This is a genomic window from Pseudomonas sp. FW215-R2, assembly GCF_058789255.1.
Genome location: NZ_JBYTBO010000007.1, coordinates 119,964 through 138,278, shown reverse-complemented (window position 1 = coordinate 138,278; position 18,315 = coordinate 119,964). Strand labels below are relative to the sequence as shown.

The following is an 18,315-nucleotide window of genomic DNA, read 5'->3' as shown; positions in this document are numbered from 1 at the left end:
GCGAGAAGATCGCACAGATTGGGCTTAGTGTAGGAGCAATTGATTTGGCGGGATGCGTGCTATTTGGCAGGCGCCGAAAAAACCTGTGAGAGACACCTTGTTCCCACAGGTTTTCATAGGGCTGGTTACTTGCCGCTGGTCAGCGTGCTGTAACTGGTCATCAGGTTGCGGTAGTCCGGGATGTGGTTGGAGAACAACGTGCCCAACCCTTCGATATCGTTGCGCCAGTCACGGTGCAACTCGCAGGCCAGACCGAACCAGGTCATCAATTGCGCGCCGGCGCTGGACATGCGGTTCCATGCCGATTCACGGGTCAGTTCATTGAACGTGCCGGAGGCGTCGGTCACCACGAATACATCAAACCCTTCTTCCAGGGCCGACAGCGCCGGAAATGCCACACACACCTCCGTCACCACGCCGGCAATGATCAGCTGTTTCTTGCCGGTAGCCTTGATCGCCTTGACGAAGTCCTCGTTGTCCCAGGCATTGATCTGGCCGGGACGGGCAATGTACGGAGCCTCGGGGAACAACGCCTTGAGCTCGGGCACCAGCGGGCCGTTGGGGCCGGTTTCGAAACTGGTGGTCAGGATCGTCGGCAGCTTGAAGTACTTGGCCAGGTCGGCCAGCGCCAGCACGTTATTCTTGAACCGGTCAGGCTCAATGTCGCGCACCAGCGACAGCAGCCCGGCCTGATGGTCGACCAGCAGAACGGCGGCGTTGTTTTTGTCCAGGCGTTTGTATTGAGTGCTCATTGCAGTAATCCTCGCGTGTTGTCGACCTCGACGGAATGTCGAGGTCTCGGGTCAGCGCTGGGAATCCAGCGTTTCGTGTTCGTTCGCGACTTGCTGGGCCTTGAGGTAACTCTCGATCAGCAATTGATAATGCGGCATGGCCTGGGCGTAGACGGCTGCCCACTGCTCGGCATCGGGACGGTTCCACGAACCCTGCAGCTCGGAAAGCGTGGCCATGATGTCGATCGGCACCACCCCGGCCTGGGCCAGGCGGGCGATGGTCAGATCAGTGGCCAGTTTCGAGTGATTGCCGGAAGCATCGACCACCGCGAAGACCTTGTAGCCTTCGTGCACTGCGGCGATGGACGGGAATGCCAGGCACACGCTGGTCAGGGTCCCGGCGATCACCAGGGTTTTCTTGCCGGTGGCTTTGACGGCCGCGTGAAACTGCGGGTTGTCCCAGGCATTGATTTCACCTTTGCGCGCCACGTACTGCGCATGGGGCGCGGCTTCGTGAATCTCGGGAATCAACGGCCCGTTCGGCCCCTGCGGCACAGAGGCCGTGGTAATGACCGGCATCTTCAACAGGGTCGCCGCCTTGGCCAGCGCAATGGCATTGGCGCGCAGTTGCGGTACATCCATGTCCTTGACGATCTGGAACAGACCGCTTTGATGATCGATCAACAGCATGGCGCTGTCGTTTGGGTCGATAGTCGGTTTTTGGCCATTGAAGTTGGCCGCATTGACAGTGTTCATGTGCGTTTCCTCTTTCTTTTGGGCAGCAGCCATCCCTGGCCTTCGAACCGGCCTACGCGTCCTGTGTAGAGCGGGGTGTGGAAGCGCGGCGTGTCAGCCGTGCATGCGGCCGAAGCGGCCGGACTGGAAGTCGGCGAATGCCTGGTGGATTTCCTGCTCGGTGTTCATCACGAACGGACCGTGGCCGACGATGGGTTCGTCGATCGGCTCGCCGCTGAGCAGCAACACCACCGCATCCTCGCTGGCCTCAAGCGTCAGTTGCCGGCCGTCACGCTCGAACAGCGCCAACTGGCCCTGGCGCACCGATTCCAGACCGTTGACCTGCACCGAACCGCGCAACAGCACCAACGCGGTGTTGCGGCCCTCATGCAGATCCAACGTCAGCAACTTGCCGGCGTTCAGGCGCAGATCCCACACGTCGATCGGCGTGAAGGTGCGGGACGGGCCTTTGTGGCCGTCGAACTCACCGGCGATCAGGCGCAGGCTGCCCGCGCCGTCCTTGAGCGGGATGCTCGGGATGTCGCCGTCCAGAATGGTCTGGTAACCGGGCGCTGCCATTTTGTCCTTGGCTGGCAGGTTGACCCACAGTTGCACCATTTCCAGATTGCCGCCGGTTCTGGCGAAGTTGTCCGAGTGAAACTCCTCATGCAGGATCCCGGACGCAGCGGTCATCCATTGCACATCGCCCGGGCCGATGGTGCCGCCGGCGCCGGTGGAGTCGCGGTGCTGCACTTCACCCTCGTAAACGATAGTCACGGTTTCGAACCCACGGTGTGGATGCTGACCAACGCCACGTCGTTCGGTGGTCGGGGTGAATTGCGCAGGCCCGGCGTGATCCAGCAACAGGAACGGGCTGATGTGCTTGCCCAGGTTGTCGTAGGAAAACAGCGTGCGAACCGGGAAACCATCGCCGACCCAATGGCCGCGAGGGCTGGTGTAGATACCGATGATGTTTTTCATGGTTGCCTCCAATCGGGTGAATGACGCGATGGATTAAGCTTAAATCCATGACCATTGATGGACTAGACTGCAAAAATCAGCTTTAGCGTTCTATATGGAGAACGATGGTGGAAGACCTCAACACCCTCTATTACTTCACTCAAGTGGTGGAGCATCACGGCTTTGCCGCCGCTGGTCGTGCGCTGGACATCCCCAAGTCGAAACTCAGCCGACGCATCTCGCAGCTCGAAGAACGCCTTGGCGTACGCCTGCTACACCGCACCAGCCGGCATTGTTCACTGACCGAGATCGGCCAGGCCTACTACCAGCGTTGCCTGGCGATGCGGGTCGAGGCCGAGAGTGCCGCCGAGCTGATCGAGCGCAATCGCTCCGAGCCTCAGGGGCTGGTACGCCTGAGCTGCCCGACGGCGCTGCTCAATTCCTGGGTCGGGCCGATGCTCACCCGCTACATGCTCAAGTACCCGCTGGTGGAAGTGTTCATCGAGAGCACCAACCGTCGGGTCGACCTGCTGCACGAAGGTTTCGACATTGCGCTGCGCGTGCGCTTTCCGCCACTGGAAAACACCGACATGGTGATGAAGGTGCTGGGCAACAGCACCCAATCGGTGGTCGGCAGCCCGATGTTTGCCGAGCGCCTGTCATCACCGCCCTCGCCGGCGGATCTCAATGGCTTGCCGAGCCTGCATTGGGGCGCGGCGCAACGTGAGTATCAATGGGAGCTGCTCGGGCCGAACGGCGCTTCGGCGCAGGTCCGGCACACGCCAAGGCTGGTCACCGATGACCTGATCGCCCTGCGTCAGGCGGTGATTGCCGGAGTCGGCGTCGCGCATCTGCCGAGCGTGGTCGTACGCGAAGACATCGCCGCAGGACGCGTGGTGGAGTTGATTCCGGGCTGGGCGCCGAAATGCGGGATCGTGCACGCGATCTTTCCGTCGCGCCGGGGACTGCTGCCGTCGGTGCGCACGTTGATCGATTTTCTGGGTGAGGAATTTGCTCACAGCGACATCGCTTGAGACCTGCGATTGATTCGTGACTTCTGGTCAACAGTACTTTGCCCCGACAGCGGTTTTTCCAGAGGAATCAGACGCGGATACTCCCGCCCATTCCCACTGCAACCCTGGAGTCCTGCATGTCTGTTCCCGCTTTCGGTCTTGGTACGTTTCGCCTGCAAGGTCAGGTGGTCATCGATTCGGTGAGCACCGCCCTTGAACTCGGTTACCGGGTCATCGACACCGCACAAATCTATGAAAACGAAGCCGAGGTCGGCCAGGCCATCGCCGCCAGCGGCATCCCTCGCGACGAACTGTTCATCACCAGCAAGATCTGGATCGCCAACTTCGCCAGCGACCGATTGATCGAGAGCCTCAAGGAGAGCCTGCAAAAGCTGCAGACCGACTACCTCGACCTGACGCTGATCCACTGGCCGTCGCCGGAAGATCAGGTGCCGGTGGAGGAATTCATGGGCGCCCTGCTGGAGGCCAAGCGCCTGGGCCTGACCCGGCAGATCGGTGTGTCCAACTTCACCATCGATTTGATGAAACAGGCCATCGCAGCGGTCGGCGCGGAAAACATCGCCACCAACCAGATCGAGCTGCACCCGTACCTGCAGAACCGCCAGGTCGTCGAGTTCGCACAGAGCCAGGGCATCCAGGTCACGTCGTACATGACCCTGGCCTATGGCGAAGTGCTGAAGGATCCGCTGATCGTGCAGATCGCCGAACGACTGCAAGCCACCCCGGCGCAAGTCACGCTGGCGTGGGCGATGCAGTCGGGCTACGCGGTGATTCCGTCGTCGACCAAGCGTGCCAACCTGCAAGGCAATCTCGGCGCCACCGCGCTGACCCTGAGCGACGCCGACATGGCACTGATCGCCACACTGGAGCGCGGCCATCGCCTGACCAGCCCCAAAGGCATCGCGCCGCAGTGGGATTGATCGATCAGGCCTGAAGATGCTGCGCGAGGTCGTGCATGGCCTCGCGCAGCGAATCGATGGCGACCGTCAGCGCAGCCTCGGGCTCGTCGTCGCGGCAGGCCCGTTCGAGTACCCGGCAGGCCGAGACCACGCGCTCGGCACCGATCATGTGCGCCCCACCCGTGACGTGATGCGCCAGGTCACGCAAGCCTGCGCGGTCCCCTTTGCGGCCTGACACGTCCAGCCGTTCGAGGTCGGCGCGCAGGCTGCTCAGTACCTCTTCACGCAATTGGCCGATGAGCGGGTTGTCTGCACCCGCCACCTTCAACAGCGCACTCAGGTCGAATTCAGTCGACCCCTGATCATCCACACTCTCTACCTGCGTTTCGCCGGCCTCTGCGGCCAGCAAGGCCTCGCTCAGTTCGCGCAGCAGAATCGGCTTGAACAGACAATCGTCCATGCCGGCCGCCAGGCATCGCTGTTTTTCTTCGATCCGTGCATTGGCGGTAAAACCCAGAATCAGGCAACGCGCCCTGCCCGTCGCCGTCTCTTCTTCACGAATCGCCCGCGCCAGTTCATGACCGTCAATCCCGGGCATGTTGATATCGGTGATCAGCGCATCGAAAGGTTGCCCCCGCCACAGCACCAGCCCCTGCTCACCGTTCCCGGTGTCGACGGCGCGGTGCCCGAGTTCGCTCAACTGCCGGCACAGCAACAAGCGATTGACCGGATGATCATCCACCACCAGCACCTTCAGCGACTTTACCGCCGTCACCGCTGACGGCGTTGCGGCCTCCTGCACAAGCGGCTCCAACACACGCAGCTCCAGCCGCAGCATGACCTGCGTGCCACGCCCCGGCTCGCTGCTGATCCACAAGTCGCCGCCCATGAGTCGACACAGATTGCGGCTGATCACCAGCCCCAGACCGGAACCGCTGGGCGCCGACGGTTGATGACTACCAACCTGCACAAACGGGTTGAACAACCGTTGCTGATCCTCGGCGCTGATCCCCCGGCCACTGTCTTCGACGATCACGCCCGCTTCCAACTGTCCGTCCTGCTCGGTGAACACTTGCAAGCGCAGGCTGACCTCACCTTCGTCGGTGAACTTGATCCCGTTGCTCAACAGGTTCGACAGCACCTGTTTGAAGCGTACGGGGTCGAGCATCACGTCGACGTCGCTACGCTCATCCAGCTCCACCCGCCAGGACAATGACTTCTGTCGTGCCAGGCCTTCGAACACCCGACACACCGACGCCACCACCTCGCGCAGATTGGCACGCTCAGGGGCCAGCGACAGATGCCCGGACTCGATCCGCGCGATGTCGAGAATATCGCCGATCAATGCCAATAACTGCTGCCCCGCATGGGACGCCACTTCAATCGCCGGGCGATCGGTCACGCCTTCGTCGGCACGCTTGAGTGCCAGCTCGAGCATGCCCAGCAACGCGTTCATGGGCGTGCGGATTTCGTGGCTCATGACCGCGAGAAACGTGCTTTTGGCACGGTTGGCGTCATCCGCCACCTCCTTGGCCTCCTGCAATTGACGCAGCCATTGCTGGCGCTGGCGAATCTGCCGGCGTTGAAAACCGATCCAGCCCAATGCCAGCAACAACAACCCCGCCGCAACGGCAAACCCGCGCAGGATTTGCTCCCGATGACGCTGCCAGTAACTGTCCTGCAGCACTACGTTACGACTCCAGCGCGCGACCAGATCGTCCATTTCCTGCGGAGCGATGCTCAGCAGTGCCTTGTTCAGAATTGATTGCAGCTGCGGAGCATCAAGTGCCGTGGCCATCGCGATCCGGGCCGGCTGATCGCCCAGCGTGGAGACAATACGCAGGCGATCACGGTACTGGTGATCGATCTGATAACGCGCCACCAGCAATGAACTCAATGTCGCTTCGGCCTGACCGTCGAGCAGTGCCTGCGTGCCCGCCGCGGGGCTTGGCAATTCGACCAGACGGATCTGCGGCACATGTTCCAACAGATAGGCACGCAATGGATTGCCGCGATACAGCGCCAGACGCTTGCCCGCCATCTCGTCCAGGCTGCGAGGCCCGGGCGCCTTTGAATCGGCGATCAGCACAAAGGGGCTGTTGGCGTACGCCCGGGTGAACAGCATTTCAAGTTCGCGCTCGCGGCTCGGGGTCAGCACCGGTAACAGGTCGAGCTCCCCGGTCTTCAATTGCTCGACCTGGCGATCCAGGGACTGCCCGCGTACCACTTCGAACCTCAGGCCGCTGCGCTGACTGATCAGGTTGAGCAGTTGGGCGGTCAGCCCAGTGAAACGGCCGTCAGCGTTAAAGAACGTCAACGGCGCAAAGTCGTCGACAGCGCCGACGCGCACCACCGGATGTTGATCCAGCCATTGCTGCTCGCTGGCGCTCAGACTCACTCGCGATTGGGCCGCCATGTCGGCACGACCGGCGCTCCAGCGCAGTTCAATGGCCAGGCGCTGCTCCATGGGAATGGCCAGCAGCGCCTTGTCGACCAGACGCTTCAAACGCGTGTTGCTGCGAGTCAGGGCGAAGCCGAACGGGTTGGCATCAAGGCCGGAAGGCCCGGCCAGTTGCAGGTCGTTGTGAAAATTGGTGTTGATCAGATAACTGGCGCTGATGAAATCGCCGAGGTACAGAGCATCCCGACCGAACGCCACGGCGCCGAGGGCATCGAGAATCGAGCGGTAACGCTGCAGGGAGGCTTGCGGGTAAGCCTTCTCGATCATCGCGGCTGGCAGGTAGTCGTCCACCATGGCGATGCGCTTTCCTGCCAGATCTTCCGGCAATGGCTCGTCAAGCCGGGTCACCCACATCGGCTGATCCTCGGCGTAGGCGCGGGACAGCATCAGGTCGGGATCAGCGATTTCGAAGTTGTTCGACGTGCCCAGCAGGTCCACCTCCCCGGCCTTGAGTGCCGCCATGGCGGCTTCGCGATCGGGGTAGCACCAGACCTCGACACCGATGCTCAGCAACTGGGCGATCGCGTCGGCGTAATCGGCTGTGAGGCCTTCCAGTTCGTATCGTTTGCGAGTCAATTCAAAGGGTGGGTAATCCGGCCAGGAGGCACCGATACGCAGCACCGGATGTGCACTGAGCCACTGTCGATCCTGTTCATCGAGGCGAAGCTGCACACCCTCCAACCGGGTGCGAGAGACAATTTCCAGTCTTTGTGCGGCCTCGCCTGCCTGCACCCCGTTGGCGAGCATCAACAGCAACAGGAAGGCAAAACGTAGCGGCCTCATCGTGCGCAACCGTTCAGAACAGACCGTTGCGCTTGACCAACTCTCGCAACAACACCAGCGAACTCATCCCGAGCTTGAGCATCAAACGGGTCTTGTAGGTGCTGATGGTCTTGTGACTCAGGTTCATCTCCTCGGCGATGCGCTTGTTGGCTTTGCCGTGCGCCAGTTGCACGAGGATGTGCAATTCGCGATTGGACAATCGTTCGATCAGCTGCCGCTCATCACTGTGCACATCGGAGTGCCCTGCGTCGATCTCAGGCAATTCCTGGAAATAGCTATAACCCGAACGGACAGCCTTGATCGCGTTCTGCAACTGCTGCAGCTCGGCAGACTTGGCCACAAAAGCCATCGCACCTGCACGTCGGCAACGCACCAGGTAGCTGGCCGGGTCGGCCGATGAAAAAATCACGATTTGACAGACCAGCCCGAGGACATTGATCCGGTCCAGCACTTCAAGACCGCCCATGCCTGTGAGCTTCAAGTCGAGCACGATCAGTTTCGGCGCGTGTGCACGGATCATCGGCACCACGTCGACGCCGCTCGAAGCGACATGAACCGGTTTATAGCCCAGTGATTCCAGAACCATTCTGACGGCACCGACGACCACCGGGTGATCGTCGACGATCAATGCTGAATCCATGACCACTCCCGGGCGAGTACATGACGATGGCGCCACCGATCTTGCATGAACGGGACTATTGGTAGCTGCGCTACGACTGTTACACGGGACGCACGGCGAAGCACCTGTCAGACCTGACAGTTGCGCCACCGACCGATCTGTGATCAGGCGCGCATTTGCGCCAGCGATTTTGTCTGGCCACTGCGCGTCGAGCGCTCCAGGGAAGCCTCGACCGACGCCATCAACTGCGTGATTGCATTCATTGATGGCAACGCGGCGTGGCTGGAAGTGATTTTCGCCTGAAAAAGCCCGGAAACAGCCGATGAGTTCGCCGGCTCGCCATAGACCAGCGCATGCCGGACTTGCGGATGGTCGAACAGGAAGCCACGCAGATCCGGCATCCCGGCCGCAAGCGCGGCGTTGATCACCAGCACATCGAACGGCTGGCAGCCGTAATCGACCAGCGTCAGCAGTTCGGCGAGGTTCTGCACCGGTGCGATGCGGTAGTAATCGAGGCCATTGAACATCCGCTCGATTTTCATCCGGTGAAAATGCTGCGGGTCGGCGATCAGGATACGCAAGGTTTTGTCGGTCATCGTGGGAGTCCCGGTAGTCGCTTCAAGTGGCAGCAAAGACTACCCAAGCATCGGGACGAGCTCTGTAGGACTTTTCCGAAAAACACCGTCACTCATCCGGATTGAACGCTTTACTCCGTAGTGCTCGGGCTCCAGAACGCCTGCACCACCAGGTTCGACGTTGAAATCCGCTTCACCAGGGCGTCCAGCTCATCGCCGTCCACCGAGGTGGTTGCGAGTGTGGCTTCGATCTCGATTTCATCAGCACCGAAGGCGTGCACATCGACGTCACTGGCCGGGTAGTTGCTGCGCTCGAGTTCAGCTTCAAGCAAGGCGAACACAGCCGTCTGCTGCGAGCGCCGGGCGATGACGTAGACGATGTTGGTGACTTCCGCCGAGACCACATCCAGCGGCTGGCGGTTGATGTTGTTGACGATTGGGCGCAGCAAGGTATTCGCGGCGAGCACGAACAAGGTGCCGAGCACGGCTTCGGCCAGCAGGTCGGCACCGGCACAGGCGCCGACCGCTGCCGAAGTCCAGAGTGTGGCGGCGGTATTGAGACCGCGCACGTTACCCTCCTCGCGCATGATTACACCGGCGCCGAGGAAACCGATCCCGGACACCACGTAGGCGACCACCCGGACCGCGCCTTCCGCCCCGCCAAGCCGATTGGCCATGTCGACGAAAATCGCCGCGCCGACCGCCACCAGCACGTTGGTGCGCAGGCCCGCCGTGCGTTGCCGGTACTGGCGTTCGAAGCCGATCAGTCCACCGAGAATGAAGGCCGCGCTGAGGCTGACCAGGGTGTCGAGCAGCGAATCGAGGTTGATGTTGTTGATGGCTTGCATGTTGAACTCCTTGAAACCGCCCCCCTTGCTCCCACAAGGGGGGAATCTTTCCTGTTACTGCCAGCCGAACCGGCGGATGTAGAAGCCTTTTACGGCCTGGGTCAGTGCCATGTACGCCAGCAGGATCACCGGCAGGAACACGAAGTACATCGACGGCAGCGCCTGCAATTTGAAGTAGTGCGCCAGCGGTCCCATCGGCAGGAAGATGCCCACGGCCATGATGATTCCGGTCATCACCAGCAGCGGCATGGCCGCGCGGCTTTGCAGGAACGGAATCTTCGGCGTGCGGATCATGTGCACGATCAGCGTCTGGGTCAGCAATCCCACCACAAACCAGCCGGACTGGAACAACGTCTGGTGATCCGGGGTGTTGGCATCAAACACGTACCACATCAAGGCGAACGTTGTGATGTCGAAGATCGAACTGATCGGGCCGAAGAACAGCATGAAGCGTCCGACATCCCCGGGCTGCCAGCGTTGCGGCTGTTTCAGCATTTCGTCGTCGACGTTGTCGAACGGGATCGCGATCTGCGAAATGTCATACAGCAGGTTCTGCACCAGCAGGTGCATCGGCAGCATCGGCAGGAACGGAATGAACGCACTGGCCACCAACACCGAGAACACGTTGCCGAAGTTCGAGCTGGCGGTCATCTTGATGTACTTGAGCATGTTGGCGAAGGTCCGGCGCCCTTCCAGCACGCCCTCCTCCAGCACCATCAGGCTCTTTTCCAGCAGGATGATGTCGGCCGCTTCCTTGGCGATATCGACTGCGCTGTCCACGGAAATACCGATGTCCGCCGTACGCAGGGCCGGCGCATCGTTGATACCGTCGCCCATGAACCCGACCACATGACCGTTGCCCTTGAGGATGCGCACGATGCGCTCCTTGTGCGATGGCGTCAGCTTGGCGAACACGTTGGTGGTCTCTACCGCCACCGCCAGTTCCGCGTCGCTCATGCGTTCGATGTCGTTACCCATCAACAGGCCTTGTTGCGCGAGGCCCACTTCGCGGCAGATCTTGGCGGTCACCAACTCGTTGTCGCCGGTGAGCACTTTCACGGCCACGCCGTGTTCAGCCAGAGCCTTGAGTGCCGGTGCGGTGCTTTCCTTCGGCGGATCGAGGAATGCCACGTAACCGATCAGCGTCAGTTCCTGCTCGTCGCCCAGGCTGTAAGTGTCGCGACCTTCAGGCATCGACCGTGCCGCCACCGCTACCACGCGCAAGCCTTCAGCGTTGAATGCTGCTGTTACCTGACGAATTCTCGCCAGCAATTCATCGCTCAAGGCTTCGTCGACTTCACCGTGACGAACCCGGGTGCACACCGACAACACTTCTTCCACCGCGCCTTTGCAGATCAACTGATGCGGTTGGCCGTGTCCTTCGACCACCACCGACATGCGCCGGCGATTGAAGTCGAACGGGATCTCGTCGACCTTGCGAAACGCCGTGCCGACCTTCAGTTCACGGTGGACTTCCACGTGTTCCAGCACTGCCACGTCGAGCAGGTTTTTCAGGCCGGTCTGGTAGTAGCTGTTCAGATAAGCCATTTCCAGCACATCGTCGGAGTCTTCACCCCAGACGTCGACATTGCGCGCCAGGAAGATCTTGTCCTGGGTCAATGTGCCGGTCTTGTCGGTGCACAGCACGTCCATGGCGCCGAAGTTCTGGATCGCATCCAGGCGTTTGACGATGACCTTCTTGCGCGACAGGAACACCGCGCCCTTGGCCAAGGTCGAGGTGACGATCATCGGCAGCATTTCCGGGGTCAGGCCCACGGCGATCGACAGCGCGAACAGCAGGGCTTCGGTCCAGTCACCCTTGGTGAAACCGTTGATGAACAACACCAGCGGCGCCATGACGAACATGAAGCGGATCAACAGCCAGCTGACTTTGTTCACGCCCTGCTGGAACGACGTCACCCCGCGATCGGTTGCCCCGACCCGCAGCGCCAGCGCACCGAAATAGGTGCTGTTGCCGGTAGTGAGAATCACCGCCACCGCTGTCCCGGACACCACGTTGGTGCCCATGAACAGGATGTTGTCGAGCTCCAGCGGGTTACGCGTATCGCGATCCGCCTGACGGGGGAATTTCTCCACCGGCATCGATTCGCCGGTCATCGCGGCCTGGCTGACGAACAGATCCTTGGCGCTGAGCACCCGGCAATCGGCAGGAATCATGTCACCGGCCGAGAGCACGATCAGATCGCCGGGCACCAGTTGCTTGATCGGCAGTTCAGTGCGCGGCGCATCCCGGCGCAGCACGGTGGCGGTGTTGCTGACCATCGCCTTGAGCGCGTCGGCCGCCCGGTTGGATTTGCTTTCCTGCCAGAAGCGCAGCAGGGTCGAGAGCACCACCATCGAGAAAATCACGGTGGCGGCCTTGAGGTCGTCCGTCAGCCACGAGATCACCGCCAACAGGGTCAGCAGCAGGTTGAACGGGTTTTTGTAGCAGTGCCACAGGTGGGTCCACCACGGCAGCGGTTGCTCATGCTCGACTTCGTTGAGGCCATGCTGCGCACGCAGCACATCGACTTCGAAATCGGTGAGGCCGTCGGTGTGGGTACCGAGGTTCGACAGCAACACGCCGCTGTCGCAATGGGCGGCGTCCACCAACGTGTTGGCCAGGGTGGGCGGCACTTCACGGCTGACCGTGGTGTCGCGAAGACTTTCCAGCACGGCCAGACGACGGAAGTGCCGGGCGATGTGACGGGTCCGCAGGAAGCCTGCGAAAAATTCCTTGAGCGTAAGTTTCATGGCTGTTGCCCCTATGGTCAGCCGGGAAACCGTCAAGCAGGTACGTCCAGCCCTCTTGCACCGAAAAATTCGGCACGGCAAGGGTTGGCGCGCCAGTCAAAAAAGACAGGCGTGTCGATAGGGCTGCGATTGCGACGAAAAAGTCGAAACCACGCTCTTTTCAGCGTCGATGAGAAGGACGTCGGGACATGGTCTCAACTGACCATGATCGGGATGCCGCTGCTCGCTGTTCGGCGAGACAACGGCACAAAGGAATGCGCGTTATCTTGCCGAGAATCTGCCGGTTACAAGGACCGGCCGACAACTGTCACTCGAACAAGTACCCACTGTGGGTCTCCGCTATTGATGAAAACGCGCGAAGCTTACGCCCCGATGCCTGGAGAGTAAACCCGTAAAGGGAATGAGGTCGGGAGATGTGGAGGTCATTCAGGAAGGGTTCAGGATTGACTTCGAAACGACTCCCGCGCTCGGCGCAGGAGTCGTCAGGACGTCATCAGCTGGCCGTGGCCAACAACAAGTCCATCACCGAACGGCTGTGCCCGCGGTGCTTGCCATGCTCATACAGCGAGCCGGCAATCTCGTCCGCACGAATCGGCAGGATCGACAGCAGCGTATCGCTCAGGCCGTGGCTGGCCTGGCAGAAGCCCTGCATGTACAGACCGGCCTTGCAGCGCTCGTCGGTGATCAGCTTGTAGTTGCGATCGACCTCGAAGTCGCCCAGGTACTCTTCCAGCGGCGCCAGCAGTTTGCGATGCATCTGACGCTCGTAACCGGTGGCCAGCACCACCGCGTCGTAGGCACGCACGGTGACTTCGCCGGTAGCGTTGTTGCGCACGGTCAGTTCGATGCCGTGCTCGGTAGCAGTGGCTTTCTCGACAGTGGTCAGGGTGCGGAACGCATGGCGTGCGATACCGGAGACTTTCTGGCGATAGAAGATGCCGTAGATGCGTTCGATCAGGTCGATGTCGACCACCGAGTAGTTGGTGTTGTGGTACTCGTTGACCAGACGCTCACGCTCGCTGCTCTTCTGCTGGAAGATCAGGTCGGTGAATTCCGGCGAGAACACTTCGTTGACGAACGGGCTGTCGTCCGCCGGTTTCAGCGCCGAGCCGCGCAGGATCATGTCGACCTGCACCGACGGGAACGAATCGTTCAGATCGATGAACGCTTCCGCCGCGCTCTGGCCGCCACCGATGATCGCGATGCTCATTGGCTGATTATTGACGCACGGCTGCTTGGCCATCTCCGCCAGGTACTGCGAGTGGTGGAATACTCGCGCATCGCCCTTCAGTGCCTTGAAGGCTTCGGGAATGCGCGGTGTGCCGCCGGCACTGACCACTACCGAACGTGCGGTGCGAACGAATTGCTGGCCGTCCACACCACGGGAAATCACCCGCAGCGCTTCAACCTGATGGTTGTGCAGCACCGGTTCGATGGTCAGCACTTCTTCGCCGTAGCGGCTCTGTTCGGTGAACTGCGCGGCCACCCAGCGCAGGTAGTCGTTGTACTCCATGCGGCACGGATAGAAGGTGCCGAGGTTGATGAAGTCCACCAGACGACCGTGCTGCTTGAGGTAATTGACGAACGAGTACGGGCTCGTCGGATTGCGCAGGGTCACCAGATCCTTCAGGAAGGAAATCTGCAACTCGCTCTGGGTCGAGAGCGTGTTGCCGTGCCAGCTGTAGGTCGGTTGCTTGTCGAGAAACAGCACATCCAGTTCGCCCTGGGTCGGGCCACGCTCTTGCAGAGCGATGGCCAGCGCCAGGTTCGAAGGGCCGAAACCGACGCCGATCAGGTCGTGAACGATGGGCGATGCAATTGCCTGTGTCATTTCCAGTGTCCTCTGGATGTACCCCTCAACAGCGGGGATGAAGCCTGGGTGACCTGACCGGCCTTGTGCAGGACAGCAGATCGTCTGTTGAGTAGGAACGAGGACGGTGAAAAAAAATTTAACCGGGAACGATCAATGCCCATCCCATTGCTTGATGCGCACCCGGCAATGTTTCATGGCGTTGACGATGTGTTTTTCGACCAAGGCCTTGGAAATACCCAGGCACTCGGCGATCTCCGGGTGCGACAGCCCTTCGATCTTGCGCAGCAAAAAGCTCTCGCGGCACAACGCCGGCAGCTCGGCCAGCGCACGCTGCAACAGCGCCAGGCGCTGGCCATGATCGAGACTGTGATGAGGAGAAGGACTGAAATAGCGCTCTTCGCTGTCGAGCACATCAAGGGATTCGACCTGGCGCGAAGCATTGCGCCGGTGGTCATCGATCACCAGATTGAGCGCCGTGCGGTAGAGAAATGCGCGGGGCTGCTCGATTGGCGTGTCGCTGGAACGCTCCAGTACCCGCAGATAAGCGTCATGCACCACATCTTCGGCCACCTGGCGGTTGCCTAGCTTGGCGTTCAGGAAACACACCAGCTCGCGATAGTAGTTTTCCAACATGACTCCCGGCCGCAGGGTGCGGTTTCGATCCTTGAGCCAGACCGGCGATCTGCCAAAACAGGCAGTGGCACGATGGTGGCAAATTCAGACGCGTAATTTATAGTAATTCTCATATAGATTTAAAGCGCTGTTTCCATTTGCCCGACAAATTGTTGCCAGCTATACCTGTTACCGCGTTTTTCAGCGCTTAAATTCCCCACCCCGTCTCTCGTTTAAAGGACAGCCCCCCGTGTCTGTCGCGCCCTGCGACAGCGTTCGACCGTGGCCCGTTCGCGGTGCCTGCTGAACGACGGGCCGATTTCCACTGGCCGGAACCCTGCATGAAACGTCCCCGCCCCGCCCGACGCGCCCTGCTCATCGCCCTTTGTCTGATTCCCGTTATTGCTGTTGCCGCCTGGCAAGTCTTGCCGCCCGGTCGGGACAAATTCGCCACCGTGCAAGTCTCCCGTGGCGATATAGAAAGCAGCGTGACCGCACTCGGCACCCTCCAGCCTCGCCGTTACGTAGATGTCGGTGCCCAGGCCTCGGGGCAGATTCGCAAGATCCACGTGGAAGTCGGCGACGTGGTCAAGGAAGGCCAACTGCTGGTGGAAATCGACCCGGCCACGCAAAAGGCCAAACTCGACGCCAGCCAGTTTTCCATCGAAAACCTCAAGGCACAGTTGCAGGAACAACAGGCTCAACACGAACTGGCGCGCCAGAAGTACCAGCGCCAGCAGAACCTGGCCGCCGGCGGCGCCACCCGTGAAGAAGACGTGCAAACCGCCCGCGCCGAACTCAAAGCCACACAGGCGCGCATCGACATGTTCCAGGCGCAGATCCGTCAGGCACAGGCAAGTCTGCGCAGCGATCAGGCCGAACTCGGCTACACCCGGATCTTCGCGCCGATGGCCGGCACCGTGGTTGCGCTGGACGCTCGCGAAGGCCAGACACTCAACGCCCAGCAACAGACGCCGCTGATCCTGCGGATCGCCAAACTGTCGCCAATGACGGTGTGGGCTGAAGTGTCCGAAGCCGACATCGGCCACGTCAAACCGGGCATGACCGCTTACTTCACCACCCTCAGCGGCGGCAACCGGCGCTGGAGCAGCACCGTGCGGCAGATCCTGCCGGTGCCGCCCAAACCACTGGACCAGACCAGCCAGGGCGGCGGCAGCCCGACCAGCACCAGCAAAAGCGGCGCGGGTCGCGTGGTGCTGTACACCGTGTTGCTGGATGTCGATAACGCCGACAACGCGCTGATGGCGGAGATGACCACCCAAGTGTTCTTTGTCTCGAATCAGGCGAAAGACGTCCTCACCGCACCGATTGCCGCCCTGCATGGCAGCACCAAACCCGACAGCCAGATTGCCCGGGTCGTGGCACAGAACGGCGACATCGAGCAACGCACCGTGCGCACCGGCATCAGCGATCGCTTGAAAGTGCAGATCCTCGACGGCCTCAGCGAAGGCGATCATCTGTTGATCGGCCCGGCCGACGGCAACGGAGGCTGAATGCAAACGCCCCTGATTGACCTGCAGGATATCCGCAAATCCTACGGCGGCGGTGACGCGCCCGAAGTTCACGTGCTGCGCGGCATCGACCTGTCGATCCATGCCGGCGAGTTCGTGGCGATCGTCGGCGCGTCCGGCTCCGGCAAATCGACGCTGATGAACATCCTCGGCTGCCTCGACCGGCCCACGTCCGGCGAATACCGCTTTGCCGGGGAAAACGTCGCCGGCCTGGACACCGATGAACTGGCCTGGCTGCGTCGCGAAGCCTTCGGTTTTGTGTTTCAGGGATACCACCTGATTCCGTCCGGCTCCGCCCAGGAAAACGTCGAGATGCCGGCCATCTATGCCGGCATTCCCGCCGCCGAGCGCCATGCACGGGCCGCCGCCCTGCTCGAACGCCTCGGTCTGGCCTCGCGCACCGGCAACCGTCCCCATCAACTGTCCGGTGGTCAGCAACAACGGGTGTCGATCGCCCGCGCCTTGATGAACGGCGGTCATATCATTCTGGCGGACGAACCGACCGGCGCCCTCGACAGCCACAGTGGCAAGGAAGTCATGGCGCTGCTCGACGAGCTGGCGAGCCAGGGTCATGTGGTCATCCTTATCACCCATGACCGTGAAGTGGCGGCCCGGGCCAAGCGCATCATTGAAATCAGCGACGGCCTGATCATCCGCGACAGCGCCACGGAAGACCCCACCGTGCAGACCAGCGCCAACCCCGGCGCCTTGCAGGCCGTGGATCTGCGCAAGCGCCTGAGCGAGGGCAGCGAAGCGAGCGGCGCCTGGAAAGGCGAACTGGTCGATGCGGTGCAAGCGGCGTGGCGCGTCATGTGGATCAACCGCTTCCGGACCGCACTGACGCTGCTGGGCATCATCATCGGCGTGGCGTCGGTGGTGGTGATGCTTGCGGTCGGTGAAGGCAGCAAGCGCCAGGTCATGGCGCAGATGGGTGCCTTCGGTTCCAACATCATTTACCTCAGCGGCGCCGCGCCGAACCCGCGCACGCCTCCGGGCATCGTCACCCTGGATGAAGTCGCCGCACTGGCCAGCCTGCCGCAGATCACTCGCATCATGCCGGTCAACGGTGCCGAAGCCGGGGTGCGCTTCGGCAACCTCGACCACATGAGTTACATCGGCGGCAACGACACCAATTTCCCGGACATCTTCAACTGGCCAGTGGTCGAAGGCAGCTACTTCACTGAGGCCGATGAGCGCAACGGTGCGGCCGTCGCGGTGATCGGCAAGAAAGTCCGCGACAAGTTGCTCAAGAACGTGAGCAATCCCATCGGCCAATACATCCTGATCGAGAACGTGCCGTTCCAGGTGGTCGGCGTACTGGCCGGCAAGGGCGCCAGCTCCGGCGATCAGGACAGCGACAATCGCATCGCCATCCCCTACTCCGCGGCCAGCGTGCGACTGTTCGGCACGCACAACCCGGAGTACGTGGTGATCGCTGCCGCCGATGCGCGCAAGGTCCACGAAACCGAAATGGCCATCGAGCAATTGATGTTGCAGTTGCACAACGGCAAGAAGGATTTCGAGCTGACCAACAACGCCGCGATGATTCAGGCCGAAGCGCGTACGCAAAACACCCTATCGCTGATGCTCGGTTCGATTGCCGCGATTTCGCTGCTGGTCGGCGGCATCGGCGTGATGAACATCATGCTCATGACCGTGCGCGAACGTACTCGCGAAATCGGTATCCGTATGGCCACCGGTGCCCGTCAACGCGACATCCTGCGTCAGTTCCTGACCGAGGCGGTGATGCTCTCGGTAGTCGGCGGCATTGCCGGCATCGGCCTGGCGCTGCTCGTGGGCGGCGTGTTGATACTCAGCGAAGTCGCCGTCGCATTTTCCCTGGTGGCCATCGCCGGCGCCTTCGCCTGCGCACTGATCACCGGGGTCGTTTTCGGCTTCATGCCCGCCCGCAAAGCTGCCCGGCTCGACCCGGTCACGGCCCTCACCAGTGAATGATCG

General features: G+C 61.3%; 14 protein-coding genes. 4 read left to right on the top strand and 10 right to left on the bottom strand.

Annotation, left to right across the window (positions count from 1 at the left end; genetic code table 11):
* Positions 1–125 precede the first annotated feature (125 nt).
* The 3 genes from ycaC to AC3WRD_RS12115 form a co-directional block, all read right to left on the bottom strand.
* The gene (gene ycaC / locus AC3WRD_RS12125; RefSeq protein WP_096821173.1) at positions 126–752 is read right to left on the bottom strand and encodes an isochorismate family cysteine hydrolase YcaC; all 627 of its coding nucleotides are present in this window, start codon (positions 750–752) and stop codon (positions 126–128) included.
* A 51-nt stretch (positions 753–803) separates the two neighbouring features.
* Positions 804–1,487, bottom strand: coding sequence for an isochorismatase family protein (locus AC3WRD_RS12120; protein WP_096821172.1), 684 nt, complete (start codon positions 1,485–1,487; stop codon positions 804–806).
* 93 nt (positions 1,488–1,580) lie between these two features.
* On the bottom strand, positions 1,581–2,447 hold the full coding sequence (locus AC3WRD_RS12115) for a pirin family protein (RefSeq protein WP_102621969.1): 867 nt from the start codon (positions 2,445–2,447) through the stop codon (positions 1,581–1,583).
* 104 nt (positions 2,448–2,551) lie between these two features.
* Between AC3WRD_RS12115 and AC3WRD_RS12110 the strand changes: the two genes are divergently transcribed.
* Together AC3WRD_RS12110 and dkgB are read left to right on the top strand one after the other, a co-directional pair.
* On the top strand, positions 2,552–3,460 hold the full coding sequence (locus AC3WRD_RS12110) for a LysR substrate-binding domain-containing protein (protein WP_102621968.1): 909 nt from the start codon (positions 2,552–2,554) through the stop codon (positions 3,458–3,460).
* A 116-nt stretch (positions 3,461–3,576) separates the two neighbouring features.
* Positions 3,577–4,380, top strand: a complete 804-nt coding sequence (dkgB, locus tag AC3WRD_RS12105) for a 2,5-didehydrogluconate reductase DkgB (RefSeq protein WP_102621967.1) — start codon at positions 3,577–3,579, stop codon at positions 4,378–4,380.
* Positions 4,381–4,384: 4 nt separating this feature from the next.
* On the opposite strand, the gene AC3WRD_RS12100 is transcribed toward dkgB, so the two are convergent.
* From AC3WRD_RS12100 to AC3WRD_RS12070, 7 genes are all read right to left on the bottom strand, one after another.
* Positions 4,385–7,603 (bottom strand): ATP-binding protein, encoded by a 3,219-nt coding sequence (locus AC3WRD_RS12100; protein ID WP_102621966.1) that lies wholly within the window; start codon positions 7,601–7,603, stop codon positions 4,385–4,387.
* 13 nt (positions 7,604–7,616) lie between these two features.
* A complete protein-coding gene (locus tag AC3WRD_RS12095; protein WP_102621965.1) occupies positions 7,617–8,243 on the bottom strand; it encodes a response regulator transcription factor in 627 nt (208 codons plus the stop codon).
* Between the two features lie 143 nt (positions 8,244–8,386).
* Positions 8,387–8,818 (bottom strand): chemotaxis protein CheY, encoded by a 432-nt coding sequence (locus AC3WRD_RS12090; RefSeq protein WP_102621964.1) that lies wholly within the window; start codon positions 8,816–8,818, stop codon positions 8,387–8,389.
* Between the two features lie 110 nt (positions 8,819–8,928).
* A complete protein-coding gene (locus AC3WRD_RS12085) occupies positions 8,929–9,645 on the bottom strand; it encodes an MgtC/SapB family protein (RefSeq protein WP_085711975.1) in 717 nt (238 codons plus the stop codon).
* Positions 9,646–9,699: 54 nt separating this feature from the next.
* Entirely contained in the window at positions 9,700–12,399 is a 2,700-nt protein-coding gene (mgtA, locus tag AC3WRD_RS12080; protein WP_096821165.1) for a magnesium-translocating P-type ATPase, read from the bottom strand.
* Between the two features lie 493 nt (positions 12,400–12,892).
* Positions 12,893–14,230 (bottom strand): lysine N(6)-hydroxylase/L-ornithine N(5)-oxygenase family protein, encoded by a 1,338-nt coding sequence (locus AC3WRD_RS12075; RefSeq protein ID WP_102621963.1) that lies wholly within the window; start codon positions 14,228–14,230, stop codon positions 12,893–12,895.
* 132 nt (positions 14,231–14,362) lie between these two features.
* Entirely contained in the window at positions 14,363–14,845 is a 483-nt protein-coding gene (locus AC3WRD_RS12070; protein WP_096821163.1) for a sigma-70 family RNA polymerase sigma factor, read from the bottom strand.
* Positions 14,846–15,165: 320 nt separating this feature from the next.
* Between AC3WRD_RS12070 and AC3WRD_RS12065 the strand changes: the two genes are divergently transcribed.
* Both AC3WRD_RS12065 and AC3WRD_RS12060 read left to right on the top strand, forming a co-directional pair.
* Positions 15,166–16,338, top strand: coding sequence for an efflux RND transporter periplasmic adaptor subunit (locus tag AC3WRD_RS12065; protein WP_102621962.1), 1,173 nt, complete (start codon positions 15,166–15,168; stop codon positions 16,336–16,338).
* Positions 16,339–18,312 carry a MacB family efflux pump subunit gene (locus tag AC3WRD_RS12060; RefSeq protein WP_102621961.1) on the top strand — a complete coding sequence of 658 codons (1,974 nt, stop codon included), beginning with the start codon at positions 16,339–16,341 and terminating at the stop codon, positions 18,310–18,312.
* The last annotated feature ends 3 nt before the right edge of the window (positions 18,313–18,315 follow it).